The following is a 25752-nucleotide window of genomic DNA, read 5'->3' on the forward strand; positions in this document are numbered from 1 at the left end:
AAAATTGTGTAAGTTTGAGATTACTTCATTGTTGGGAAAAGCAATACATCGCGAATCGTAGTCACATCTGTAAGCAACATTACAAGACGGTCGATACCGATTCCGAGGCCTCCAGTTGGTGGCATACCGTATTCCAAGGCTTCAACATAGTCATAGTCGATACCAGTTGCTTCGTCATCGCCCAGTTCTTTGGCTTTGGCTTGTGCTTCAAAACGTGATAATTGATCGATTGGATCGTTCAGCTCAGTGAAGGCATTAGCATATTCTTTGGTCATGATAAAGAGCTCAAAGCGGTCCGTGAAGCGTGGGTCTTCTGGGTTTTTCTTAGCCAGAGGTGACACAGCGACAGGATGGCCATAGACAAATGTCGGCTGAATCAAGGTCTCTTCAACAAATTCTTCAAAGAAAGCATTGATGATGTGTCCAACTTCAGTATAATGTTTTTCAACTGGTACTTTCTTTTCTTTAGCCAAGGCAGCAGCTTCTTCGAAGGTCATATCCTGCCAGAAGTCTACGCCAGTGATTTCTTTAATAGCATCCACCATGTGAACACGTTTGAAGGGCTCGTTGATCTTGATCTCATTGCCTTGGTAGTTGACTGGACCATCGCCCTTAACTGCCTTAGCAGCGTGTTGGATAATGCCTTCTGTCAAGTCCATGATATCTTGGAAGTCCGCATAGGCTTGGTAAACCTCGATAGATGTGAACTCAGGGTTATGAGTGGCGTCCATCCCTTCGTTACGGAAGATACGGCCAATTTCATAGACGCGTTCCATACCACCGACGATAAGGCGTTTCAAGTGAAGCTCAGTTGCAATCCGTAGCACCATGTCAATGTTTTGAGCATTGTGGTGAGTAATGAATGGACGAGCAGCAGCACCGCCTGCTTCGTTGTGGAGAACAGGTGTTTCAACCTCAAGGAAGCCCTGTCTATCAAGATAGCGACGAATTTCTGAGATGATTTTTGAGCGAGTAACAAAGCGCTCAAAGCTTTCACGGTTGGAAATCAAGTCCAAATAACGTTTACGGTAGATAGTCTCCACATCTGTCAAACCGTGGAATTTCTCTGGAAGGGGACGCAGAGCTTTTGAAAGGTGAGTAATATGCGTTGCTTTGATAGAGAGTTCTCCCATATCTGTGCGCATCACATCGCCTTCAATTCCCAAGAAGTCACCCAAGTCAGCTTTTTTGAAAATCTCATAGTTTTCTTCACCAACTTCGTCCTTACGAACGTAAATCTGGATTTGGCCTTCACGGTCTTGGATGTGGGCGAAGCCGACTTTCCCTTTTCCACGTTTAGTCATCAAACGACCAGCAATAGTTGCTTTTTCGTTCAATTCATGTAATTCTTCTTTGGATTTGTCGCTGTATTTTTCTTTAAGTTGAGCAGAATTTGCAGTACGTTCAAAACGTTTTCCGAAAGGATCAATTCCTTGCTCAGCCAGCGCGGCCATTTTTTCACGGCGAATAATCTGCTGGTCATTTAGTTCTTCAATATGTTCAGTAGTCATTTTCTTCCTCCTAAGGCTTTCCCTTCTATTTTATCACAAAATAAAAGGAAATTCAGCAATAATTATTGATAAAAATAGAAAAACTGCGATGTTTAAAGATTCGCAGTTTCATCTGTTAGCATGTAATCTAGGTTGTTCCAAGCAAGTAACTTGAAAGAGTCAAAATCGTCTGTTTCCAAAATAGTGACGCTAGCATTGGCTAAGCCTCCATCCTTACGGAGCAAAGATGTTTCGTAACCGAGCAGGCGTCGAATGCTGGCAGTTAGGTTAGCTCCATGTCCGACAATCAAGACATTTTGATAACCTTTCCCTTTGAGAGACTTCACGAAGGCAATTGTCCGATTGGTGGTTTGAGCGACGGATTCTGCATCAAATAGTTGGTGATCAAACTGGGATAGATCGTGGCGAAAGGCCCACATCTGCTGAGGATAGGTGGCTTCTACAGTAGCAATTTCAGCTCCTTCTAGTTTTCCAAGGGCCCACTCTCTTAGTTCAGGAGTCAAAACAATGTCGGTTTGATACTGATTTTCACTTTGGATAATTTCTGCAGAATGGTAAGCGCGAGGCAAATCGCTAGAGTAGATTTTATCGAATTGAATGTTTGATAAATGCTTGCCCAAACGCTTGAGCTCGTCAATGGATGTTTCAAGAAGTGGAGAATCTCCGCTGGCTCCTTGGAAACGCATTTCTAGATTCCATTCGGTTTTTCCATGTCGGATAAAATATAATTTCATATCAAGATCCTTTTTCCTTTTGAAGCTAAAACCTTAGTCCTCTTTCAAGTCCGCGAACTGTGCTTTAACAAAGTCAGCCAAGTCCTGAGCCTTGATCTGGATGCTACGGCCAACTTCACCAGCAGAAACAATGATGCTTTCGCGACTCAGAGCTGTTTGGTCAATGAAAATGGGGAAGGAGTGTTTTTGGCGAATGCCTATAGGATTATTGGCGCCATGGATGTAACCAGTCGTTTTTTCTAAATCTTTCTGAGGAATCATGCTGACTTTTTTATTGCCTGAAATTTTTGCTAATTTCTTTTCCGACAGATGTTCGGTGATAGGCAGGATGCCAATGACTGTTCCTGTTTTATCTCCGTTTAAAGCCAGTGTTTTATAAATTTGCGAGCGGTCAAATTCCTCTGTCAGGCAATCATCTAAAGCATTAATCTGCAAGCCTTGGTGCTCGATTTTTGCCTTGTTTAAAATTTGCTCGACCAGTGTTTTTTTGAGTTTTGTCTTTTTAGCCATTATTTATATTTCTCTTCTAATTGGGACATCCAAATACCTAGCCAGATACCTAGTCCAAAGAAAAAGGCAGCAAGAACAAGTGTGAAAATGGATGCACCTGCATAACTAATGCTCTCACTGTTGCCACTTTGAGGGAGAACAATGAGTAAGGTACTGGACAATACAATGCCAATGATAAAATGGTAAACGTGGGAATGATAATGCTTCAAAATGTAATCCATGGCTTTTGAAAAGAGAATCAGAGCCAGAGCGCCACCGATACCTATTGGCAGGAAGGTGCCAAATAAATCCAGGCGTTTAAATCCTGTCAGCATGGGAGTATAGAGCCCTAAAATCAATAGCAGATTTGAAGGACTGAGTCCCGGAATCAAGATTCCTAAAGCGATAAGAGCACCCGCTAAAACAAAGGACAGGAAGTTAGCTGGCAGTGTTCCTACCATTCCATTTAGCGAGTAAAGAAAGATCCCTGACAAAATAAAACTAAGCCAGAAGGTAACAGTATCAGCTCGATCTCTGTCGGATTCTTTGACGGATTCTTTGATCAGGCTGGGAATGGTGCCGATGATGGCTCCAGCAAAGCCCCAGAGAACGATAACCTTGTAATTATCCAGCAAGAGATTGACTGGATAGGAGAAGGCTGCGATCCCTAAAACCATCCCAATAGCTACAGGAGTGAAGTAGAGAACATTCTCGACAAAATTTTCTTTGATGTGGGCTAAAAAGCGAATCATTCGCTCATAAATCCCTAAAATCGCGGCTAATACACCGCCAGACACACCAGGCAGAATGAAGCCAAGCGCGATAATCATTCCTTTTAAAACTCTAGCAATCCATGAAATCATAATATCTCCCTACAAGTTTTTTCATTAGACTATTGTACCATAAAGCTACACACTTTTCTGAAAAAAGCAAGAAAAATATCTTGTACAGAGAAAAAAGATACAAGATTTCCTAACAGTTATCTTGCATCTTTTTTATTTTGGTGTTGAAAATAATTTTTTATAAGTCTCTTTTTTATCCTGTACAGGAGAGAGTTGGTTGAGGTCTAAGTTATGTGGGAAACCTTCCAATTTACCTTCTGAGGTGTATTGATGTAGATCATAGGGCTGTTCAGTATTTGGAGCAGCATTATAGTAGCCGTCATTATAGCCATAAGTTGGAATCCAAACGGCAGTAAATTTCTCAGTTGAGATACTATGCTCTTCCATGAAATAGGTACCAATGTAGATACCAATATTTTGTGCTCCAAGACTTTCAAGCTTGGCACGAAAAGCCTCGATTCCTGCGTTCATGTCGCCCATGGTCTTTTCTTCAACGTCAAGCCAGTAAAAGGTAGGTTTATATTTCGAAGATACCTTGTAGAAGCTTTCAGCTTCTTTTTCCATTTCTTTGATATTGCCCGCTGCTATATAAGCATACACAGCCACAGGAATCCCCCGTTTTTGAAACTCTTGAATATGGGTAGCAAATGATTTGTCAAGTCCATTTAAATGAGTAGCAACATTTTCTTTTTTTGCTTGAGCTCCACTATGCACGCGAATGATAGCACCAGAAATATTTGTTGACAAGGTATCATAGTCTATTTCGCTGGGTAATTGCCAACCGGAAAGGTCAACGATAGGCTTATTAAGCAATTCTTCCTCAGGTTCGTCTGAAGGAGCTTCCTCCTTTTTTTTCTTGGTTGTCACCTGACTGACTTGAGTTTTTTTTGTTTGGGCTTGTTTAATTTGCACATCAAGATGGTGTTTGCTTATGATAATGTATAGAATAAAGCAAACAAAAAATAGCAAGAGTGCAAGCGGTTTAATCCTTTTTCTCATACTGTTTCATTGTAACGTAAAATAAATAGAAAAGCAAAGTATTTATCTATATTTCCAGCGAAATACGAAAATGTAATCTGATTGCAATAGAAGATAAAACAATTTGAAATAATTGGATTTTTGAGGCGATAAATAAGTAAATATCTATTGAGGCCATCCTAATGCTTTTTTTTCGAATCAAAAAGTGGTATAATGAAGTTTGAATTTTTAGAATAAATTGGTGAAATATGAAAATTGACAAAAAGCATTTATTGAATTACTCAATTTTGATTCCGTACATGCTGTTATCTGGCATTGGCTTGATTGTCGTTTATTCCACGACGAGTCCCATCCTCATTCAAAGTGGGCTCAATAGTTTTCGAATGGTCGCCACTCAAGCAGGTTTTTGGCTTTTCAGCTTGGTGATGATTGGGATTATTTACCGAATGAAGCTGGATTTTCTGAAGAGGCCAGGAGTGATTACGTTTGTTATCATAGCTGGAATTATTCTGCTTTTACTCTCACGCTTTATCACAGGAACGATCAATGGGGCACATGGTTGGCTCAAAATTGGCCCAGTTACTGCTCAGCCTGCAGAATACCTGAAGATTATTTTGGTCTGGTATTTGGCCCTACAGTTTTCTAAGAAACAAGAACAAATAGAAGTATATGATTATCAAGCAATCACCTTTAATCAGTTGATTCCGCGTGCCGTTACTGATTGGCGGGTTATTGTTGCTTTCTTGATTGGTCTTGTGGTTATCATGCCCGACTTAGGCAATGCAACCATCTTGTTCTTGACAGTTTTGATTGTAATTTCCACCAGCGGAATTGCTTACAGATGGTTCTCGACCATGCTTGGACTTGTTATAGGAGGTTCGGCAGCAGTTTTAACAAGTATTTGGCTGATAGGTGTCAAGCGTGTTGAGCAAGTTCCTTTTTTTGGATATGTCGCAAAGCGTTTTAGTGCTTTTTTCAACCCTTTCGACGATTTGTCTGGCTCAGGTCACCAGCTGGCCAATTCTTACTATGCGATGAGCAATGGCGGTTGGTTTGGTTTAGGTTTGGGAAATTCTATTGAAAAACAAGGTTACCTACCAGAGGCCCATACAGACTTTGTTTTCTCGATTGTTATTGAGGAAGTCGGATTCTTTGGAGCTACTTTAATTTTAGCCCTGCTCTTTTTCTTGATTTTACGAATTATTCTCGTAGGTACAAGGGCCAAGGATCCATTTAATTCTATGATGGCTTTGGGAATTGGCGGTATGATTCTGATGCAAGCCTTTGTCAATATTGGTGGTATTTCGGGCTTGATCCCTTCAACCGGTGTAACCTTCCCATTCTTATCTCAGGGGGGAAACAGTTTATTGGTTCTATCAGTTGCCATTGCCTTTGTCTTAAATATTGACGCCAATGAGCGACGAAACGCCATGTATCAGGAACTAGAAGTGAGTCAATCCTAAAAGATCTTCTTGTGTGTTAGCTCTTCAACAACAGAAAGGTGTAAATAATGTCATTTACAAAATTAGAAAATTATAGCAATAAAGAAATGATTGGAGAAGAAGTTTCTATTTTAACGGACTTGTTGGTAGATATTACCCGGGATATTCTCAGTCCTGACACTTTTGCTAAAATCTCCATGATTGAAGAACTGGCAGTTCAATCTAAATACCAAGAGCTGAAAGCAGTGGTAGAAGAATTATCTACGGATGATATGGTCTATATCTCACGCTATTTTGCTATTTTACCTTTGCTCATCAATATTTCTGAAGATGTTGACTTGGCTTATGAGATCAATCATCAAAATAATATCGACCAAGACTACCTTGGTAAGCTTTCGACGACGATTGATTTGGTTTCAACACGAGAAAATGCGCAGGAAATTTTGGAAAATCTAAATGTTGTTCCCGTTTTAACTGCTCATCCGACTCAGGTTCAGCGCAAGACCATGTTGGATTTGACCAATCATATCCATACACTTTTGCGTCAGCATCGTGATGTTAAAGCTGGTCTGGTGAACGAAAAGAAATGGTTAGCCAATCTCCGTCGCTATATCGAGCTGATGATGCAGACCGATATGATTCGGGAAAAGAAACTTAAGGTTACCAATGAAATTACTAACGTTATGGAATACTATAACAGTTCTTTTCTTCAAGCAATCACGAACCTGATGCTAGAGTATAAACGCTTAGCAGAAGAAAAAGGAATACATTTGGAAAATCCTAAGCCGATCACCATGGGAATGTGGATTGGTGGTGACCGTGATGGAAATCCATTTGTAACCGCTGAAACTCTGAAATTGTCTGCAACGGTACAGAGCGAAGTTATTCTGAATTACTACATTGACAAGGTTTATACGCTCTATCGTAATTTCTCCCTGTCTACTAATCTTTCAAAAACCAGTGAAGCTGTAGCCAAGATGGCAGCTCTGTCAAGCGACAAGTCTGTTTATCGGGAAAATGAGCCTTATCGCCGTGCTTTTCATTATATTCAGTCCAAGTTGATTCAGACCTTGCTTTATCTGAAAGAAGGTAATTTCTCCGGTGAAGGGCATCGTTTGGCTGATAAAGCTGAAGCAGTCCTGCATGCAAATGCAGCCACTTCAGTTAGCCATAATGGTAGGGAAATTATTCCAAATTATATCCAGTCTAAACTTAGTGGTAGTTTAGATGAATTACGAAAAGAGCAACTTCCATCTTACAAAGATGCGCAAGAGTTTAAGGAAGATCTTCTTGTTATTCGTGATTCTTTGCTGGAGCACAATGGACAAGCTCTGGTGACTGGAGAACTTACTGAATTGCTACAAGCAGTTGACATTTTTGGTTTCTTCTTGGCCAGCATTGATATGCGTCAGGATTCTAGTGTCCATGAGGCTTGTGTGGCTGAGCTCTTGGCTTCTGCTAATATTGTGGAGGATTACAGCAGCTTGTCAGAGGAAGAAAAATGCCAAGTTCTCCTCAAGCAGCTTCTGGAGGATCCACGGATCCTGTCAGCCACTCATGCACCTAAATCTGAACTTCTACAAAAGGAATTAGAGATTTTCAAGACGGCTCGTCAGCTTAAGGATGCGATTGGCGAAGATGTTATCAAGCAAAATATTATTTCTCATTCGACTAGCGTATCAGATCTGCTAGAGTTGGCGATTATGCTCAAGGAAGTTGGCTTGATCGATGAAGAAGGTGCACGTGTGCAGATTGTCCCACTTTTTGAAACGATTGAGGACTTGGATAATTCCTGCGATACTATGGAGAAATATCTGTCTCTGCCAATTGCTCAAAAATGGATTGCTTCTAAAAATAACTACCAAGAAATCATGCTGGGCTACTCAGATAGTAACAAGGATGGTGGCTATTTATCATCATGCTGGACACTTTACAAGGCTCAGCAACAGCTGACAGCTATTGGTGATAAGTTTGGCGTCAAGATTACCTTCTTCCATGGTCGTGGAGGAACTGTCGGTCGTGGCGGTGGCCCAACTTATGAGGCTATCACTTCACAACCATTGAGGAGTATCAATGATCGTATCCGCCTGACAGAGCAGGGTGAGGTCATCGGCAATAAATACGGTAATAAGGACGCTGCTTACTACAATCTGGAAATGCTCGTATCGGCAGCTATTAACCGCATGATAAGCTATAAGAAGAGTGATAGTAATACGACCAATGAATACGAGAGAGTGATGGATCGAGTGGTTGATCGAAGCTACCAAATCTATCGCGATCTAGTCTTTGGCGACGAACGTTTCTACGATTATTTCTTTGAGTCTAGTCCTATTAAGGCTATTTCTAGCTTTAATATCGGTTCTCGTCCAGCGGCCCGTAAAACGATCACTGAAATTGGCGGTCTGAGAGCCATTCCTTGGGTCTTCTCATGGTCTCAAAGTCGAGTGATGTTCCCTGGTTGGTATGGTGTTGGATCTAGCTTCAAAGAATTTATCGATGAAGATCCGGAAAAGAATCTGGCCTTCCTTCAATTTATGTATCAGAGATGGCCATTCTTCCAGTCCCTCCTATCAAATGTCGATATGGTGCTATCCAAGTCCAATATGAATATCGCTTTTGAATATGCGCAACTTTGTGAGGACCAAAATGTACGCGATATTTTCAATACAATTCTAGATGAATGGCAGCTGACCAAGGATGTTATCTTAGCGATTGAAGGCCATAACGAGCTTTTAGCAGAAAATGCCTATCTCAAGGATAGCTTGAACTATCGGATGCCTTATTTCAATGTTTTGAACTATATCCAGCTTGAGCTGATCAAGCGTCAGCGTCGAGGAGAACTTTCACCAGAACAAGAACGTTTGATCCACATTACCATCAATGGAATTGCGACAGGACTACGAAATTCTGGTTGATGCACAGGCAGCTTTAAATGATATCAATAAAAATCGGCTTTTGAGCCGATTTTTTTGAGTTTAAACTATTTTGAGTCCATAACTCATTTCCTGCGATTCGTGTAAATAAAAAATGAAAAAGTTTTCATATCTGTGCGCTAAAATACTTGAAAGTGTTTACAATTAGTGATACAATGATAAGTGTAGAAAAATGAAAACGATATTTTCAACAAAAGAAAGGAAACTATATGAACACAGACGACACAGTAACCATTTATGATGTCGCCCGTGAAGCGGGAGTTTCAATGGCGACAGTCAGCCGAGTTGTAAATGGTAACAAGAATGTAAAAGAAAATACACGAAAAAAAGTACTAGAAGTAATTGAACGTCTTGACTATCGTCCTAATGCAGTTGCCCGTGGTTTGGCCAGCAAAAAGACGACCACTGTTGGTGTTGTAATTCCCAATATCACGAATAGTTACTTCTCTACTTTAGCCAAAGGGATTGATGATATTGCCGAAATGTATAAGTACAATATCGTCCTGGCAAACAGCGATGAAGATGATGACAAGGAAGTTTCGGTTGTTAATACCCTTTTCTCTAAGCAAGTAGATGGTATTATTTTTATGGGCTACCATCTGACAGAGAAAATTCGTTCAGAGTTTTCACGTTCACGGACACCAGTGGTTCTAGCGGGCACGGTGGATGTAGAGCATCAGTTACCAAGTGTCAATATTGATTATAAGCAGGCAACCGTTGATGCTGTGGAACTATTGGCTAAACGCAACAAGAAAATTGCTTTTGTCAGCGGTCCTTTGGTAGATGATATAAATGGTAAAATTCGCTTGTCTGGCTACAAAGAAGCTCTGAAGGGCAAGAAAATTTCATATAGCGAAGGCTTGGTCTTCGAGTCTAAGTATAGCTACGATGATGGTTATCACCTAGCTGAACGTCTGATTGCTTCAAAGGCTACGGCGGCCTTTGTAACCGGAGATGAGTTGGCAGCAGGTTTGCTTAATGGTTTGGCTGATCGAGGTGTTCGTATTCCTGAAGACTTTGAAATCATTACTAGCGATGATTCGCAAATTGCTCGCTTTACTCGCCCTAATCTGTCTACTATCGGACAACCTCTGTATGACATCGGTGCAATTAGTATGCGGATGCTGACGAAGATTATGCATAAAGAAGAGTTGGAAGAGCGCGAAGTTCTCTTAGCTCATACGATCAATGAACGTAAATCGACTCGTAAATAATAAAATTGATACGGAATGGGACAGAATTAAATTTTGAAAGAATTTAGTTCTGTTTCGTTTTTTGTTTTAGTTAAACACAGTCGCCGAATATAAGAGACTCTGAGTTTCTTCTTTACAGAAATTTAGGTATAATAGAAGTAGGAATGCTGAAATTAGTTCTTGTTCTACTTACTTGACTGACGAAGGTTAAGAAGAAATAGGCTAGTTAGAGCTTGGGATAGATTTTCAGTAAAACGTAGAAATAAAGAAGTGAAAATGAAAATTTTTTGTCTTCTTTTGATTAATAGGGATCATTTGCGGCGGTTTATAGCTTGCCGAATCATTTATCGTAGCTGTATCAAGGAGAATTTTGTGATTACGCAACTAGATACCAAGACTGTTTATAGCTTTATGGATAGTTTAGTCTCTATCAAAAAATATGTTCAACGGGCCAAGGACTTGGGCTACAAAAGTTTGGGCATGATGGATGTGGACAATCTTTATGGGGCTTATCATTTCCTAGAGGAGGCAAAAGCGGCAGGACTTCAGCCCTTGCTGGGTCTGGAAATGGAAATTTATAAAGATGGAAATCCTCTCAATCTGAGACTCTTGGCCTTGGATAGTCAGGGTTATCGCAATTTGATGAAGATTTCGACTCTAAAAATGATGAATCGTCAAAATTGGGAAGATTTTCAACATCTTTTTAAAGGTTTGGCTCTGATTGTGCCAATCTTTGAGGGCGTGGATCAACTAGATCTTGGCTTAGACTTTTATATTGGGGTCTTTCCAGATACGCCAAGGCAGGAATTGACTAGGTCAGTCCTTCCCTTACATACGGTTCGTTATTTTGAGCAGGGAGACTTGGAAACCTTGCAAATGTTGAGGGCGATTCGGGATAACATTAGCTTGCGAGAGGTCGGTCACCTGTTAAGCCATGAATTTTTATTAGCGCCATCCTCTTTAGAAGAAGCTTTCGCTGAAAACTTTCCAGAGAGTTTGCCTAACTTGGAGAAATTGATAGCTGATGTCCACTATGAAATCAATACCGAGCTGAAGCTTCCGCGCTTCAATCCAGAGCGACCTGCTGTAGAAGAGCTGAGGGAATTGGCTGAGATGGGATTGGCCAAGCGGGGACTTGCAGGGGAAGTCTATCAAGTAAGGCTGGATCAGGAGCTGGATGTTATTCATCAGATGGGTTTTGATGATTATTTCCTCATCGTCTGGGATTTGCTGCGCTTTGGCCGTAGTCAAGGTTATTACATGGGGATGGGCCGTGGCTCTGCAGTTGGCAGTCTGGTGGCCTATGCTCTGGAAATTACAGGCATTGACCCAGTAGAAAAGAATCTGCTGTTTGAACGTTTCCTAAACCTAGAACGCTATACCATGCCCGATATTGATATTGATATTCCCGATGTGTACCGACCAGAGTTTATTCGCTATGTCCGAGATCGTTATGGTAGCATGCATGCGGCTCAGATTGTGACCTACTCAACCTTTGGAGCCAAGCAGGCCATCCGAGATGTTTTTAAGCGCTTTGGTTTGCTAGAGTACGAGCTGACCAATATGACCAAAAAAATCGGTTTTCGAGATAATTTAACCACTGCTTATGAGCGAAATATAGCCTTTCGTCAGATTATCAATAGCAAGCTAGAATACCAGAAGGCTTTTGAAATTGCTAAGAAAATCGAAGGGAATCCTCGTCAGACCTCAATCCATGCGGCTGGTGTCGTCATGAGTGACGATGATTTGACCAATCAAATTCCCTTAAAATATGGGGAGGATATGTATCTCACCCAGTACGATGCCCACGGTGTCGAAAGCAATGGACTGCTTAAGATGGACTTTTTGGGCTTGCGCAATTTAACCTTTGTCCAGCGGATGAAGGAAGCAGCTCTAGACAAATACGGAGTTAATATTGATATTGCTGGTATTGACCTGGAGGACGTGTCAACTCTTCGCCTCTTTGCAGCGGGTAATACCAAGGGTATTTTCCAGTTTGAACAAGCAGGTGCTATCAGTCTTTTGAAAAGAGTCCAACCTGTAAAGTTTGAAGAAGTAGTAGCTACCACCTCTCTCAATCGTCCTGGAGCTAGTGACTATATTGATAACTTTGTCAAGCGCAAGCATGGTCGCGAGCGCGTGGAGATGATTGATCCAAGCTTGGAGGATATCTTAGCTCCAACCTATGGCATCATGCTTTACCAGGAGCAGGTCATGCAGGTAGCCCAGCGCTTTGGTGGCTTTAGTCTGGGGAAGGCCGATATTTTACGGCGAGCAATGGGCAAGAAAAATGCTGCTGAAATGCATAAAATGGAGGAAGAATTTGTTAAGGGAGCTGTCAAACTGGGGCACTCAGAGACTAAAGCCAAGGAAGTCTTTGCGGTTATGGAGAAATTTGCCGGTTATGGCTTCAACCGCAGTCATGCCTATGCTTACTCAGCCCTAGCTTTTCAGCTGGCCTATTTCAAGGCTCATTATCCAGACATCTTCTTTGATGTTATGCTCAATTACTCGAGCTCGGACTATATCACGGATGCACTTGGATTTGGCTTTGAGCTAGCTCCCTTGACCATCCATAACATTCCCTATAAAGATAGGTTTCAGGAGCGAAAAATCTATCTTGGCCTGAAAAATATCAAGGGCTTGCCAAGAGATTTTGCTTTTTGGATCATAGAAGAGCGTCAAAAAAATCCCTTCAGCAGTGTGGAAGATTTCATTTTACGCCTGCCGCAGAGTTATCATAAATTGCCACTTTTAAGCCCATTGGTGCAATTGGGACTCTTTGATGTTTTTGAGCCCAATCGGCAGAAGATTTTACTCAATCTGCCGAATCTTTTTGTCTTTGCATATGAGTTGGGGAGTTTATTTGCTGATACTAGCTATTCATGGACGGATGCCGAGGATTTTACTGCTGCAGAAAAGTTTGAGCAGGAGCAAGCCCTGATTGGGATTGGCCTTAGTGATCATCCGCTCATTAGCCTAGCTAAGAAAGCCCATCATCCTTTTGTCTGGATTGAAGAGTTGGCCGATAATAGTAAGGCGACCATTCTAGTTGAAGTCCAGTCTATCAAGGTTATTCGCACAAAAAATGGTGAAAACATGGCCTTTATGCAAGTGACAGATACGAAGAAAAAGTTGGATGTCACTTTATTTCCGGAGGTTTACCGCCGCTTTGCTCAACTAATCCAAGAAAAAGGCTATTACTATCTGACTGGAAAAATTCAGGAGAGAGATGGCCGGTTACAAATGGTTCTAACAGAGGTGGAGAAAGCAAGCTCAGAACGCTTTTGGATCCAATTAGCTGATACTAGTCACGACAGGCAGATTGCGGAGATCCTACAGCGATACCCAGGGGATATTCCCGTGGTGCTACGCTATGAGAATGACAAGAAAACGGTTCCTGCATCAGGCTTTCAAGTTCAAAAATCAGACCAACTTCAAGCTGAATTAGAAAATTACAGCATGAAAACGGTTTTTCGGTAAAAAAATCAGGAAAATAAGAGAATTTTTATTCTGATTGTGGTATAATCTATAAGAATGTTAAAAAGGATAAAGGAGCACATTACGAAATGAAACGTATTGCTGTTTTGACCAGTGGTGGAGATGCCCCTGGTATGAATGCTGCTATTCGTGCAGTCGTTCGTAAAGCAATTTCCGAAGGAATGGAAGTTTATGGGATTTATGGCGGCTACGCTGGAATGGTTGCTGGTGATATTTATCCACTTGATGCGACTTCAGTTGGAGACATTATTTCTCGTGGAGGAACTTTCCTTCATTCAGCGCGCTACCCTGAGTTTGCAAAACTTGAAGGGCAATTAAAGGGAATCGAACAGCTGAAGAAACACGGTATTGAAGGTGTAGTTGTTATCGGTGGAGACGGTTCTTACCATGGTGCGATGCGCTTAACAGAGCATGGCTTCCCAGCGGTTGGTGTACCTGGAACTATTGACAATGACATTGTCGGAACAGATTTCACTATCGGTTTTGATACTGCTGTAACAACTGCAATGGACGCGATTGACAAGATCCGTGATACATCATCTAGTCACCGTCGTACTTTCGTTGTTGAAGTAATGGGACGTAACGCTGGAGATATCGCACTTTGGGCAGGTATTGCATCTGGTGCAGATGAAATTATCATTCCTGAAGAAGGCTTCAAGATTGAAGATATCGTTGCCAGCATCAAACGTGGCTATGAAAAAGGTAAGAAGCATAATATCATTGTTCTTGCTGAAGGTGTTATGTCAGCAGATGAGTTTGGTAAAAAGCTGAAAGAAGCTGGTGATACTAGCGACCTCCGCGTGACCGAACTTGGTCACATTCAACGTGGTGGTTCACCAACTGCTCGCGACCGTGTATTGGCTTCTCGTATGGGAGCGCATGCCGTTAAACTACTTAAAGAAGGTATCGGTGGAGTCGCCGTAGGTATCCGTAATGAAAATATGGTGGAAAGCCCAATCTTGGGAACTGCTGAAGAAGGCGCACTCTTTAGCCTGACTGCAGACGGCAAAATCATTGTCAATAATCCACACAAAGCTGATATCGGCTTAGCAGAGCTCAATCGCAGTATTAATATTTAATTGGTCAATCAGGGGAAAATCCCCAAATAGTAGAAGGAGTTTCTTAATATCATGAACAAACGCGTAAAAATCGTTGCAACTTTAGGTCCTGCGGTAGAAATCCGTGGAGGTAAAAAATTCGGTGAAGACGGATACTGGGGTGAAAAACTGGACGTTGAAGCTTCAGCTAAAAACATTGCAAAACTAATTGAAGCAGGAGCAAATACTTTCCGTTTCAACTTCTCACATGGTGACCATCAAGAACAAGGTGAGCGTATGGCAACTGTTAAGCTTGCTGAAAAACTTGCAGGTAAAAAAGTTGGTTTCCTTCTTGACACTAAAGGTCCAGAAATCCGTACAGAACTGTTCGAAGGTGACGCAAAAGAGTACTCATACAAAACTGGTGAAAAAATCCGCGTTGCGACAAAACAAGGAATCAAATCAACTCGCGATGTGATTGCTTTGAACGTTGCTGGTGGACTTGATATCTACGACGATGTTGAAGTAGGTCGCCAAGTATTGGTTGACGATGGTAAACTTGGTCTTCGCGTTGTAGAAAAAGACGATGCAAACCGTGAATTTGTAGTTGAAGTTGAAAATGACGGTGTTATCGCTAAACAAAAAGGTGTAAACATCCCTAACACTAAAATTCCTTTCCCAGCTCTTGCTGAGCGCGATAACGACGATATCCGCTTCGGTCTTGAACAAGGTATCAACTTCATTGCGATTTCGTTCGTACGTACTGCAAAAGACGTCAACGAAGTTCGTGCAATCTGTGAAGAAACTGGTAACGGACATGTTCAATTGTTCGCTAAAATCGAAAACCAACAAGGTATCGACAACTTGGATGAAATCATTGAAGCTGCTGACGGTATCATGATCGCTCGTGGTGACATGGGTATCGAAGTACCATTCGAAATGGTTCCAGTTTACCAAAAAATGATTATTACTAAAGTCAATGCAGCTGGTAAAGTTGTTATCACAGCAACAAACATGCTTGAAACAATGACTGAAAAACCACGTGCAACTCGTTCAGAAGTATCAGACGTATTTAACGCTGTTATCGATGGAACTGACGCTACAATGCTTTCAGGTGAGTCTGCAAATGGTAAATACCCACTTGAGTCAGTAACTACAATGGCTACAATCGATAAGAACGCTCAAACTCTTCTTAACGAATACGGACGTTTGAACTCAGATACTTTCGAACGTAACTCTAAGACAGAAGTTATGGCTTCAGCCGTTAAAGATGCTACTAATTCAATGAATATCAAATTGGTTGTTACTTTGACTAAGACTGGTCACACTGCTCGTTTGATTTCTAAATACCGTCCAAATGCTGATATCTTGGCATTGACATTCGATGAATTGACAGAACGTGGCTTGATGTTGAACTGGGGTGTTATCCCAATGTTGACAGAAGCACCTTCATCAACTGATGACATGTTTGAAATTGCTGAACGTAAAGCAGTTGAAGCAGGTCTTGTTGAGTCTGGTGACGATATCGTTATCGTTGCAGGTGTACCACTTGGCGAAGCGGTTCGTACAAACACAATGCGTATCCGTACAGTACGTTAATTTGTTTCATAGTATGCAAAAACCGATAGATCCATTCTATCGGTTTATTTTTTGTTCTAGAGTTTTTAATTGATTTCGTAATTGTGAAAACTTCAAAATAAGAATATTAACATTTTGCATATCAAAAAGGAGAAGAACCTTATGATCTTCTCCAGATTTTTGACTTTTCAATCGACCACAGTTAATAAGGAGTCAAAGAACCAATAGTGTAAAGATGATAATTATGGATTATCGTTACACTATTAGTTAGTAGATACTCTATATATCAATTTTTTTCTTTTCTAGATTCTAAACCCCAACCGATTATCCAGCAGCAGACGAGCAGATAATTTTCAATCCAGGCCAGTAGGTTTGCTTGATTTGCTTTTTCCAGATAGCCTAGCAGATGGTTGGTGCCAAAGCCCAGTCCACCCAGAATCAGTGCTAGCAAGGTCATACGCAGATAGAACCAATCATACTTTATGTTGGCGGCAATGACTAAAGGCAGAATAGCCAGATTCCAGAAACCAATTTCCCGCTGCTAGTAGGGAGCTAGGCCGTAGATGGACTCATTGCCCAAGAGCTGGGGCTGGAAAATCTGGATCATAGCCGCGCCCAGCATAGCTAAGATCAGTAAAATGAAAGTCACTCGTAAAAATTTATTCATACCTGTCTCCTTTCTTATTTATAGATTATATTATTTTTGAAAATGATTTTCAAGTTTTCATTTTTTACAAAAGAAATCTCTAATAAAATATTTTACAAGCAAGTCCTATCTTTTTAGGTACTTTTGTGGTATACTAGATTAGTTGCAGAAATACAGTTTTTCTATTCAGTGGGAACTAGCGACCGAGTCGGCGCTTTTTTAGTGCCTAGACTTGAGAGACCATATTTATGAAGAGAAGAGCGAATACTCTCAGAAAATCGAGATTTAGCAAGAGAAAAGCACTTGCTATGTTTCGATAATTGAGTATCAAAAGCCTTATAAGGTGGCTTCGCACCGCCTTTAGAAAGAAGAAGAACATTGAAATTTAATGAATTACATTTATCTGCTGAATTGCTAGCAGAGATTGAAAAAGCTGGTTTTGTAGAAGCAAGCCCTATTCAAGAGCAGACGATTCCACTTGCTATGGCAGGTAAGGATGTCATTGGTCAGGCCCAGACTGGGACAGGAAAGACAGCAGCCTTTGGCTTCCCAACTCTGGAGAAGATTGATACAGATAATCCTGCTGTGCAGGCGTTGGTTATCGCTCCAACCCGTGAATTGGCCGTGCAGAGTCAGGAAGAGCTTTTCCGTTTTGGCCGCAGTAAGGGCGTCAAGGTGCGTTCTGTCTACGGTGGCTCCAGCATCGAAAAGCAAATCAAGGCCCTCAAATCTGGTGCTCATATCGTCGTAGGAACACCTGGTCGTCTCTTGGATTTGATCAAACGCAAGGCGCTTAAGCTGAATCAGATTGAAACCTTAATCTTGGACGAAGCGGATGAAATGCTTAACATGGGCTTTTTGGAAGATATTGAGTCTATCATTTCCCGTGTGCCAGAAGAGCGTCAAACCTTGCTCTTTTCAGCGACTATGCCGGATGCTATCAAGCGTATCGGTGTCAAGTTCATGAAGGAGCCTGAGCATGTCAAGATTGCGGCAAAAGAGCTGACAACGGAGCTGGTGGATCAGTATTATATCCGTGTCAAGGAAAACGAAAAATTTGATACCATGACTCGCTTGATGGATGTGGAGCAGCCTGAGCTGTCAATCGTCTTTGGCCGGACCAAGCGCCGAGTGGATGAGCTGACTCGCGGTCTGAAAATCCGCGGTTTCCGAGCAGAGGGCATCCATGGTGATTTGGACCAAGGCAAGCGCCTTCGCGTTCTGCGCGACTTTAAAAACGGAAATTTGGATGTCTTGGTGGCGACAGATGTGGCAGCGCGTGGATTGGATATTTCTGGTGTGACCCATGTCTACAACTACGACATTCCGCAGGATCCAGAAAGCTATGTTCACCGGATTGGTCGGACTGGTCGTGCTGGTAAGTCAGGTCAGTCTATCACGTTCGTAGCGCCAAATGAAATGGGCTATCTGCAGATTATCGAAAATCTGACCAAGAAGCGTATGAAAGGCCTTAAGCCAGCGACTGCAGAAGAAGCTTTCCAAGCTAAGAAAAGAGTTGCCCTTAAGAAGATTGAACGCGATTTTGCTGACGAAAGCATCCGTTCTAACTTTGAGAAATTTAGCAAGGATGCCCGCAAGCTAGCAGCAGAATTCAGCCCAGAAGAGCTGGCTATGTATATCCTCAGCTTGACGGTGCAGGATCCAGATACCCTTCCTGAAGTAGAAATTGCCCGTGAAAAACCATTGCCATTTAAACCGTCTGGTGGCGGTTTTGGTGGAAAAGGTAAGAGTGGTCGTGGCAACGGTCGTCGAGGTGACCAAGATCGCGATCGCCGTGGTGGACGCGAAGATCGAGAGGGTGGCCGCCGTGACTTTAAACGGAAGTCAAACAAGAACAGTCGCGACTTCGAAAGCAGAGGAAATAAACGCCCACAACGCACTTCCAGCGAAAAGAAAACCGGCTTTGTTATCCGTAATAAAGGCGATAAATAAACAAAAAATCCGATGTCAGCTGACATTGGATTTTTCTATTGAAAATAATTTGAATATCTTTCAAGATTTGTTTGAAAACAGCACAATGAAAACGCATAAACAAACAATAATCTATTTTTTTGAAAAAAAGTATACATTTTTTTGTTTATATGAAAAAATTGTAGTATAATGATATAAGCGATGGTGCATGGACATTAAAGTGATTTGAGGTGTCCAAGGAACCTAAGAATCAAAGGGGAAACTTTGATGAGACGTCTCTAGACATCAACAACAAGGAGGATTGTACATGAAGGAAAGTCGTCATAAAGTGATCTTACAAGAGCTGGATCAGACGGGAGTTGTGTCTGTAAAGAACCTGAAGGAATTGCTGAATGTAACAGATATGACCATTCGGCGGGATTTGATTGATCTTGAGAAGCAAGGACTTTTGATTCGGGTGCATGGTGGGGCACATAAAAAGGTGAAAGATAGCTTGAATGAAGCTTCGCACTCTGAAAAAACGATGTTAAATATCGAAGAAAAAAAGCTGATTGCTAAGAAATGTGCTGATTTGATTGCTGAAGGAGACACGGTTTTTATCGGATCAGGTACTACAACGGATTTTATCGGCGATTATTTAGAGGGGAAAAATATCAGCATTGTAACCAATTCTCTCCCTATTTTCGAAAAGTTGAAGGATTATCCTAATTTTGATTTGATTTTGATCGGAGGACGCTATCGGGTCAAGACCCAGACTTTTGTGGGGCAGTTTGCCAATAAACTTTTACGAGAAATCAAGGTATCAAAGGCCTTTATTGGAGTGAACGGAATCGACGGTCACAATGTGACGACTGCCAATGAAGAAGAGGGGAATGGAAATGCCATTATTCTCAACAATGCAATTGAAAAATACATCGTTGCAGATAATAGTAAATTTGATAGCTATTCTTTCTATAGTTTTTACCGTTTGGACAATATTGACGCGATTGTAACGGATGACCATATCTCTCCGAAAGTGAGAGCAAAATATAGTTCTTACACCAAGGTTCTCTGATTTGATCGCGTTGTCATGAATATTAATTTGAGATTCTGAAAGCTGAGAATTTCGTAGCTTTTATTTCTTGTTTCAAATGACTTGCATTAATAGTGGGCGAAAAGTTCTTGTATATCAACTTAGACTTGCTAAGGATATTTTTATGACTCGTGTTATTCTTCAGCATGTAGAATGACGAAATGTCCCATCTTCATATGAACATTAAAATTTTAAGCTATTAGACAAATAAACAAAAAATAACAAAACAAACTATTGACAGCGCTATCACATAATGATATAATTAATTAAACAAACAAAAAGAAACAAAAGGAGAGATGATAAAATGGCGCTTGCCCAATTATTTGATGAAAATCTAGTGTTTTGTTTACATGCAGAAAATCAAGAAGATCTTTTTCATAAAGTAGCTGATTTGTTAGAAGAAAGAGAAGTTGTAACTTCTTCTTATCGAAACGCTTTACTTGAAAGAGAAAAGGCGTTTCCAACTGGATTGGATATGGAATTTTTAGGCAAGAACTTGCCGAATGTTGCCATACCTCATACGGATATTGCGCATAATTTGACTGAAAATGTGGTAGTTGTTAAGCTAGATCAGCCTGTAACCTTCCACAATATGATTTCTCCTACGCAAACCGTTGAAGTGTCTCTCTTGTTCTTTATTATCAACAACTCTAGCTCAAGCCAGACCAATATCTTAGCGCAGTTAATGGATTTCTTCACTAGCGAAGGAAATCTAGCTGGTTTAGCTTCTTTGGACTCAAAAGAAGAGTTGTTCCAATATATTTCAAAAGTTATTAAATAAATAAATCGGAGGATTTTATTATGATTAAAATTTTAGCAGCCTGCGGAGCAGGGGTAAACTCAAGTCACCAAATTAAGAGCGCTCTCGAGGAAGAATTGTCAAACCGCGGTTATGATGTACATTGTGATGCCGTGATGGTTAAGGATGTCAATGAAGATCTAATGCAAGGTTACGATATCTTCACACCAATCGCTGCAACAGATCTTGGTTTTGAACCAGGAATCCCAGTTATCGAAGCTGGACCAATCTTGTTCCGTATTCCTGCAATGAGTGCTCCAGTGTTTGACAATATTGAAGCAGCTATTAAAGAGCATGGACTAAGTTAATTTATTCTTTATCTTGTTAACATTCATATAACAAAAAAGGGAGGAATTATTATGGATGTCATTATCGAACTAGCCAATAAGATTTTTTAAACCCATCTTGGATATGGGCGGACCAATCATCATGCTGATCATTTTGACAGTATTGGCTCTACTTTTTGGAGTAAAATTCTCCAAAGCGCTTGAAGGTGGTATCAAACTTGCCATCGCTCTTACTGGTATCGGTGCCATCATCGGTATGCTTAACGGAGCTTTCTCAGCTTCACTTGCTAAATTCGTTGAAAACACTGGTATCCAGTTGAACATCACTGACGTTGGTTGGGCACCACTTGCAACCATCACTTGGGGTTCTCCATGGACTTTGTACTTCTTGCTCATCATGCTCATTGTCAATGTTGTGATGTTAGCTATAAAGAAAACAGATACATTGGATGTAGATATCTTTGATATTTGGCACTTGTCAATTACTGGCTTGCTCATCAAATGGTATGCAGATAAGAACCATGTAAGTCCTGCCGTATCACTTTTGATTGCAACTTTAGCAGTTGTCTTGGTTGGTGTCTTGAAGATTATCAACTCTGACTTGATGAAACCAACCTTTGATGATTTGTTGAATGCGCCAAGTTCATCACCAATGACTTCAACTCACATGAACTATATGATGAACCCTGTTATCATGGTTTTGGATAAGATTTTTGACAAGTTCTTCCCTGGGTTGGATAAATATGACTTCGATGCTGCCGCTTTGAATAAGAAAATCGGTTTCTGGGGTTCTAAATTCTTCATCGGTTTCCTTCTCGGTGTAGTTATCGGTATCATGGGAACTCCACACCCAGTAGCAGGTGTAGAAGATGGTAACACATGGCAATTGGTTATTAAAGGATGGTTGTCTCTCGGTTTGACTGCCGGTGTCTGCTTGGAGCTCTTCTCACTTATCGGATCATGGTTTATCGCAGCCGTGGAACCACTTTCACAAGGTATTACTAACGTAGCAACAAAACGTCTTCAAGGACGTAAATTCAACATCGGTCTTGACTGGCCATTTATCGCTGGTCGTGCAGAAATCTGGGCCTGCGCTAACGTACTTGCCCCAATCATGTTGATTGAAGCAGTTCTGCTTTCTAATGTAGGGAACGGTATCTTGCCATTGGCTGGTATCATCGCAATGGGTGTGACACCTGCCCTTCTGGTTGTTACTCGTGGTAAATTGCTTCGTATGATTGTCTTTGGAACACTCTTGTTACCACTCTTCCTTCTTTCAGGTACCCTGATTGCACCGTTTGCAACAGAACTTGCTAAAGGCGTAGGTGCCTTCCCTGAAGGAGTTAGCCAGTCTCAATTGATCACTCATTCAACACTTGAGGGACCAATCGAAAAACTCTTGGGCTGGACTATTGGTAATACTACTACAGGTGATATTAAAGCTATCATTGGTGCTATTGTCTTCCTTGGTGCTTATATTGGAATCTTTGCTTGGTACAGAAAGCAAATGATCAAACGGAATGCAGAATATGCAGCAAAAGCAAAATAATATCCGTTAACTATTGTTAAATATTGTAAGACTAGGGAAGCTAGATTGTCCATTTCCAAATGGGAATGTTGATAATCTAGCTTTTCATATGTGATAATACTAAGCAGAGAGAAGTCAGAAGTCTGCCTTTTTCTCTGAAGTAGAGAGGAGATTTGAATGGTGATCGAGTTAGAAAATGATGAATTGGCAGTGCAGTTTGAGAAATTGGGAGGAGCGCTTTCTTCAATCAAGGATAAGGATAGTGTAGAATACCTCTGGCAGGGTGATGCGACCTATTGGAGTGGTCAAGCTCCAGTTCTTTTCCCCATTTGTGGGAGTTTGCGTAATGACACTGCTCACTATGCATTAAAAGATGGTCAAGAAGCAAGTGGAGTCATTCCTCGGCATGGTCTCGTTCGCAAGAGAGAATTTGAATTGGTTGAACAAACAGATACGAGTGTGACTTTTGCTATTGAGGACACAGAGGAAATGTTTCAGAACTATCCCTATCATTTCCGCTTATCAATTCGCTATAGCTTGACTGGTAAGAAGCTTCGCACCCAGTATATCGTAGAAAATCTTGGAGATAGTGGCGCTATGCCGTACTTTATCGGAGGCCATCCCGGCTTCAACTGCCCTTTATTTGATGATGAAAATTATGAGGATTACTATTTGGAGTTTGAACAGGAAGAAACCTGCAGTGTTCCTCTCTCTTATCCTGAAACTGGTATGTTGAACTTTCTCGAACGTTCAAGCTTCCTAGATCGTCAAAAAAAACTAGATTTGGACTATGCTGTCTTTGCTAAAGACGCAGTGACCCTTGATGAGCTAAAATCGCGGACTGTTGCTCTTCGTTCTCGGAATCATGACAAAGGATTGCGTTTGGATTTTCAAGAATTTCCAAATCTAATTATCTGGTCAACTATTAACAAAGGACCATTTATAGCCCTAGAACCTTGGTCAGGCTTGTCGACCTCGTTAGAAGAGGGAGATTATTTAGAAAGCAAGAAAAATGTCCGTCTACTCCCAGCAGGAGAAAAAGAAGAAATTGGATTTGATATTACTATTTTTTAAAGAAAAATTCTAAAAAATGTTTAAAAACAAACATATAATGTTGACAACGAACATAAAATGTTGTATTATAAACTTGTAAATTAAATAACGTTTAATGTTTTAAAACATTTTAGTTCATTATATAGAAAATTAAAGGAGGACTTAATATGTCTATTGTTATTGGTGCAGATGCTGCAGGTTTGAGATTGAAAGAAGTTGTGAAAGACTTCTTGGAAAAAGAAAACTTCCAGGTTGTGGATGTTACAGCTGAAGGTCAAGATTTTGTTGATGTGACTCTTGCCGTTGCTGCAGAAGTAAACAAAGAAGAACAAAACCTTGGTATCGTGATTGATGCCTATGGTGCTGGTCCGTTCATGGTTGCAACTAAGATTAAAGGAATGGTTGCCGCAGAAGTATCTGACGAACGTTCAGCTTATATGACTCGTGGCCACAACAATTCTCGTATGATTACTATGGGAGCAGAAACAGTTGGTGACGAATTGGCTAAAAATATTGCTAAAGGTTTTGTTAACGGAAAATACGACGGTGGTCGTCACCAGATTCGTGTCGATATGTTGAACAAAATGTGCTAATACTCTTCAAAAATCAAGATAATCTGTCGTCAGCTCACTTTAGCTAACTTCAGTTATGCTCGCAGCTCGCTTCCTAAGCTAATCTTGATTTTTCTTGAGTAAGGATAAATGATATTAGATTTATATAATTAATCGGAGGGAATAACTAATGAGAATTGCAATTGGATGTGACCACATCGTAACAGATGAAAAAATGGCGGTTTCAGAATTCTTGAAATCAAAAGGACATGAAGTCATTGATTTTGGTACTTACGACCATGCTCGTACACACTACCCAATTTTTGGTAAAAAAGTGGGAGAAGCTGTAACTAGCGGACAAGCTGATCTTGGTGTTTGTATCTGTGGTACCGGCGTTGGTATCAACAACGCTGTCAATAAAGTTCCGGGTGTTCGTTCTGCCTTGGTTCGTGACATGACAACAGCTCTTTACGCTAAAGAACAGTTGAATGCCAACGTTATTGGTTTTGGTGGTAAGATTACTGGTGAATTGCTCATGTGCGATATCATCGAAGCTTTCATCAATGCTGAATACAAACCATCAGAAGAAAACAAAAAATTAATTGCTAAAATCGAGCACGTTGAAAGTCACAATGCTCATCAAGCAGATGCAAACTTCTTTACAGAATTCCTTGAAAAATGGGATCGCGGTGAGTACCACGACTAAGAGGTGACGCATGATTTTAACAGTCACAATGAATCCATCCATTGATATTTCTTATCCTTTGGATGAATTGAAAATTGACACTGTCAACCGTGTGGTAGACGTGACAAAAACAGCTGGTGGTAAAGGTCTCAATGTTACACGAGTTCTTTCAGAATTTGATGATTCTGTTGTTGCTACAGGTTTAGTTGGGGGCAAACTTGGTGAGTTTTTGGTAGAACATATCGATGATAAGGTCAGTAAACATTTCTTCACAATTCAAGGAGAAACTCGTAACTGTATCGCTATTCTACACGGAGACAACCAAACAGAAATTCTTGAAAAAGGACCTGAAGTTCTGGAACAAGAAGGCCAAGATTTCTTGGCTCATTTCGAGAATCTCCTTGATACTGTGGAAGTAGTTACTATCTCTGGTAGTCTTCCAGCAGGTCTTCCGGTTGATTACTATGCAAACTTGGTAGAGCTTGCTAATCGCGCAGGCAAACCAGTTGTTCTAGACTGCTCAGGTGCAGCTCTTCAGGCGGTTCTTGAATCACCACACAAACCAACAGTTATTAAACCAAATAACGAAGAATTGTCTCAGCTTCTTGGGAAAGAAGTTTCTGAGGATTTGGATGAATTAAAAGAAGTTCTTCAAGAGCCTTTATTTGCAGGGATTGAGTGGATTATCGTTTCACTTGGTGCCAATGGTGCCTTTGCCAAACATGGGGACACTTTCTACAAGGTAGATATTCCAAGAATTCAGGTGGTTAATCCAGTTGGATCTGGAGATTCTACTGTTGCAGGCATTTCATCAGGACTTCTTCATAAGGAATCGGATGCAGAACTCCTCATCAAGGCCAATGTCCTTGGTATGCTCAACGCTCAAGAAAAGATGACAGGTCATGTCAATATAGACAACTATCAAGCTCTATATGATCAATTAATAGTAAAAGAGGTATAA

The 25752-nt window shown here is 40.9% G+C and carries 19 protein-coding genes and 2 pseudogenes; 15 read left to right on the forward strand and 6 right to left on the reverse strand.

What is annotated here, in order from left to right:
• Window positions 1-20: 20 nt before the first annotated feature.
• From lysS to SCRDD08_RS04175, 5 genes are all read right to left on the reverse strand, one after another.
• Window positions 21-1511 (reverse strand): lysine--tRNA ligase, encoded by a 1491-nt coding sequence (gene lysS / locus SCRDD08_RS04155; protein WP_061422560.1) that lies wholly within the window; start codon window positions 1509-1511, stop codon window positions 21-23.
• A 92-nt stretch (window positions 1512-1603) separates the two neighbouring features.
• Window positions 1604-2245, reverse strand: coding sequence for a histidine phosphatase family protein (locus tag SCRDD08_RS04160; protein WP_061422561.1), 642 nt, complete (start codon window positions 2243-2245; stop codon window positions 1604-1606).
• 33 nt (window positions 2246-2278) lie between these two features.
• Window positions 2279-2755, reverse strand: a complete 477-nt coding sequence (locus SCRDD08_RS04165) for an aminoacyl-tRNA deacylase (protein ID WP_061422562.1) — start codon at window positions 2753-2755, stop codon at window positions 2279-2281.
• Entirely contained in the window at window positions 2755-3597 is an 843-nt protein-coding gene (locus tag SCRDD08_RS04170; protein ID WP_061422563.1) for a DUF368 domain-containing protein, read from the reverse strand. Before SCRDD08_RS04170 ends, SCRDD08_RS04165 begins: the two co-directional genes overlap by 1 nt.
• Window positions 3598-3729: 132 nt before the next feature.
• Complete coding sequence (locus tag SCRDD08_RS04175) at window positions 3730-4575, reverse strand: glycoside hydrolase family 25 protein (RefSeq protein WP_061422564.1); 846 nt, start codon at window positions 4573-4575, stop codon at window positions 3730-3732.
• Between the two features lie 227 nt (window positions 4576-4802).
• On the opposite strand from SCRDD08_RS04175, the gene ftsW reads away from it, so the two are divergent.
• The 6 genes from ftsW (at window position 4803) to pyk (ending at window position 16259) form a co-directional block, all read left to right on the forward strand.
• Complete coding sequence (gene ftsW, locus SCRDD08_RS04180) at window positions 4803-6017, forward strand: cell division peptidoglycan polymerase FtsW (protein ID WP_061422565.1); 1215 nt, start codon at window positions 4803-4805, stop codon at window positions 6015-6017.
• A 47-nt stretch (window positions 6018-6064) separates the two neighbouring features.
• The gene (gene ppc / locus SCRDD08_RS04185; protein ID WP_061422566.1) at window positions 6065-8911 is read left to right on the forward strand and encodes a phosphoenolpyruvate carboxylase; all 2847 of its coding nucleotides are present in this window, start codon (window positions 6065-6067) and stop codon (window positions 8909-8911) included.
• A gap of 227 nt (window positions 8912-9138) precedes the next feature.
• The gene (gene ccpA, locus SCRDD08_RS04190) at window positions 9139-10143 is read left to right on the forward strand and encodes a catabolite control protein A (RefSeq protein WP_005590686.1); all 1005 of its coding nucleotides are present in this window, start codon (window positions 9139-9141) and stop codon (window positions 10141-10143) included.
• Between the two features lie 351 nt (window positions 10144-10494).
• Window positions 10495-13605, forward strand: coding sequence for a DNA polymerase III subunit alpha (locus SCRDD08_RS04195; protein WP_061422567.1), 3111 nt, complete (start codon window positions 10495-10497; stop codon window positions 13603-13605).
• Between the two features lie 86 nt (window positions 13606-13691).
• Window positions 13692-14702, forward strand: a complete 1011-nt coding sequence (gene pfkA, locus SCRDD08_RS04200) for a 6-phosphofructokinase (RefSeq protein ID WP_061422568.1) — start codon at window positions 13692-13694, stop codon at window positions 14700-14702.
• Window positions 14703-14753: 51 nt separating this feature from the next.
• Window positions 14754-16259: a pyruvate kinase gene (gene pyk / locus SCRDD08_RS04205; protein ID WP_061422569.1), complete on the forward strand. Its 1506-nt coding sequence runs from the start codon at window positions 14754-14756 to the stop codon at window positions 16257-16259.
• 265 nt (window positions 16260-16524) lie between these two features.
• Here the strand turns inward: pyk and SCRDD08_RS04210 are convergent.
• A pseudogene (locus SCRDD08_RS04210) lies at window positions 16525-16905 on the reverse strand (hypothetical protein).
• Window positions 16906-17262: 357 nt separating this feature from the next.
• Between SCRDD08_RS04210 and SCRDD08_RS04215 the strand changes: the two are divergent.
• The 9 genes and pseudogenes from SCRDD08_RS04215 (at window position 17263) to SCRDD08_RS04255 (ending at window position 25752) form a co-directional block, all read left to right on the forward strand.
• Window positions 17263-18837, forward strand: a complete 1575-nt coding sequence (locus SCRDD08_RS04215; RefSeq protein WP_061422570.1) for a degradosome RNA helicase CshA — start codon at window positions 17263-17265, stop codon at window positions 18835-18837.
• A gap of 286 nt (window positions 18838-19123) precedes the next feature.
• Window positions 19124-19870, forward strand: coding sequence for a DeoR/GlpR family DNA-binding transcription regulator (locus tag SCRDD08_RS04220; protein WP_005590674.1), 747 nt, complete (start codon window positions 19124-19126; stop codon window positions 19868-19870).
• 322 nt (window positions 19871-20192) lie between these two features.
• Window positions 20193-20669, forward strand: coding sequence for a PTS sugar transporter subunit IIA (locus tag SCRDD08_RS04225; protein ID WP_061422571.1), 477 nt, complete (start codon window positions 20193-20195; stop codon window positions 20667-20669).
• 20 nt (window positions 20670-20689) lie between these two features.
• Window positions 20690-20995 (forward strand): PTS sugar transporter subunit IIB, encoded by a 306-nt coding sequence (locus SCRDD08_RS04230; RefSeq protein ID WP_005590672.1) that lies wholly within the window; start codon window positions 20690-20692, stop codon window positions 20993-20995.
• Window positions 20996-21046: 51 nt separating this feature from the next.
• Window positions 21047-22523: pseudogene (locus tag SCRDD08_RS04235) on the forward strand (PTS galactitol transporter subunit IIC).
• Window positions 22524-22679: 156 nt separating this feature from the next.
• Window positions 22680-23576: an aldose 1-epimerase family protein gene (locus tag SCRDD08_RS04240; RefSeq protein WP_061422573.1), complete on the forward strand. Its 897-nt coding sequence runs from the start codon at window positions 22680-22682 to the stop codon at window positions 23574-23576.
• 146 nt (window positions 23577-23722) lie between these two features.
• Complete coding sequence (lacA, locus tag SCRDD08_RS04245; protein ID WP_061422574.1) at window positions 23723-24148, forward strand: galactose-6-phosphate isomerase subunit LacA; 426 nt, start codon at window positions 23723-23725, stop codon at window positions 24146-24148.
• A gap of 148 nt (window positions 24149-24296) precedes the next feature.
• Window positions 24297-24812 carry a galactose-6-phosphate isomerase subunit LacB gene (gene lacB, locus SCRDD08_RS04250; protein ID WP_005590668.1) on the forward strand — a complete coding sequence of 172 codons (516 nt, stop codon included), beginning with the start codon at window positions 24297-24299 and terminating at the stop codon, window positions 24810-24812.
• A 10-nt stretch (window positions 24813-24822) separates the two neighbouring features.
• The gene (locus SCRDD08_RS04255) at window positions 24823-25752 is read left to right on the forward strand and encodes a tagatose-6-phosphate kinase (protein WP_061422575.1); all 930 of its coding nucleotides are present in this window, start codon (window positions 24823-24825) and stop codon (window positions 25750-25752) included.

It is taken from the genome of Streptococcus cristatus (genome assembly GCF_001578775.1).
Lineage (GTDB): Bacteria > Bacillota > Bacilli > Lactobacillales > Streptococcaceae > Streptococcus > Streptococcus cristatus_A.